Consider the following 1344-nt stretch of genomic DNA (forward strand, 5'->3'; position numbering starts at 1 on the left):
GTCCTTGCGCAGATGCCATCGCTCGTCGGTGGCACGACCGTTCCGGAGGGCGCCGGACATCTCGTATTCGATACGATCGCTTTCGCGGTCTTCCGGCGTGAAGAACCGTTCTGCATCCTGGCCCACCATTTCCTCGGCAGTCCAGCCGAGCACGGTCTGTGCGCCTGGATTCCAGTCGGTGATGATGCCTGACGGATCGGTGACGATCATTGCAATGTCGGTGGCGTTTTCGAAAATCGCGCGCTGTCTGGCCTCGCTGGCAGCGAGCGCGATCTGGCTTTCCCTGAGCATGGCGACCAGTTCCCGAGAATCGCTCAGGTCCGCCAAGGCATCCGCAATGTGTCGCCGATGGGTTTTCGCCGCAGCCTGTTCGCGTTCTTGCGCCGCGATGGTTCGCCCATTGGCCTCGATGGTCTGCCTGCGGCTTACCGTCAGGTCGGTCAGGTGCCGATGTTCCTGTTCCGTCTGTCGTTGGCCGAACCGGTCAGCCCGGATCTCCGCTTGCGCCAGTGCCGCGCGCAGGTGCGCGACCTCCGCCTCGAGTTCCTCTCTGGTCATCGTATTCAAGGACGGTTCCGCTGCTGGCATCGCATGATTGTTATCGCGATCCTTATTAGCGGCGACGGCGGCGCCGCAATCGAAAAAAATGTTACGGATCGGGGCATTAACCCGTGGCGACCGGGAGGCATGGCTCGGCAATGCGGTTTATCTCGACACGTAGACAATCTTATAATCTGATTGATGGCCATGGTCAGGGCCGCGGGTCATTTGCCCACGATGTACTGGTGGCTGGTCGCGATGAACGAGGCATTCGATGCTGGACGGAGGGCGGGTGTCGCACCTCTGGGCTCGGCGGTCGATTGCCCGATCACCCATGCCGAACTCATGCTGCGCATGAGTTGGATGAACGGCTTCAGCTGGGGCCGGATCAACGGAATTTCGAAGCGAACATGAGCTGGTCCAACCGTCCGGTCACCTTTCTCAGCCGGATGTCTCTACCGTGTCGCGCGCCCGTTCCCCAGCTGCGGCGAAATAAGCGGCCCTGTTCAAATGCCGCGCCTTCAGGGTCAGGTCGTCGACCGACTTGGCCAAGGCCAATTCCTCATTGGTGCGTCGTTCGAAATAAGCCGGGCAGTCTTCGCTCACTCGTGTCACCTCTACATTGGCCGCACCCAAAACGAACGTCGCCCATACTGGCCTGAAGGAACCTGGCTGGAGCCATTGCGAAATGGGAATATTCGCCATTTCGTGGGCCGACTGATCGTTCAGAGGGACATTATGTTCCCGATCATCACCAAGCGTTTCCAAGCTGCATCAGCAACATATGCGTGATCGACAGGAACC

The 1344-nt window shown here is 59.7% G+C and carries 3 protein-coding genes; 1 reads left to right on the top strand and 2 read right to left on the bottom strand.

Annotated elements, in window-relative coordinates; translation table 11 throughout:
* Window positions 1–558: PAS domain S-box protein (locus U1700_RS14595; RefSeq protein WP_332753416.1), on the bottom strand; the 558-nt coding region annotated here is incomplete at its 3' end.
* A 183-nt stretch (window positions 559–741) separates the two neighbouring features.
* On the opposite strand from U1700_RS14595, the gene U1700_RS14600 reads away from it, so the two are divergent.
* The gene (locus tag U1700_RS14600) at window positions 742–954 is read left to right on the top strand and encodes a hypothetical protein (RefSeq protein WP_061781518.1); all 213 of its coding nucleotides are present in this window, start codon (window positions 742–744) and stop codon (window positions 952–954) included.
* 27 nt (window positions 955–981) lie between these two features.
* Here the strand turns inward: U1700_RS14600 and U1700_RS14605 are convergent, their stop codons facing one another.
* A complete protein-coding gene (locus U1700_RS14605; RefSeq protein ID WP_332753417.1) occupies window positions 982–1245 on the bottom strand; it encodes a hypothetical protein in 264 nt (87 codons plus the stop codon).
* Window positions 1246–1344 lie beyond the last annotated feature (99 nt).

This window comes from Sphingomonas sp. RB1R13, from assembly GCF_036663775.1.
GTDB lineage: Bacteria > Pseudomonadota > Alphaproteobacteria > Sphingomonadales > Sphingomonadaceae > Sphingomicrobium.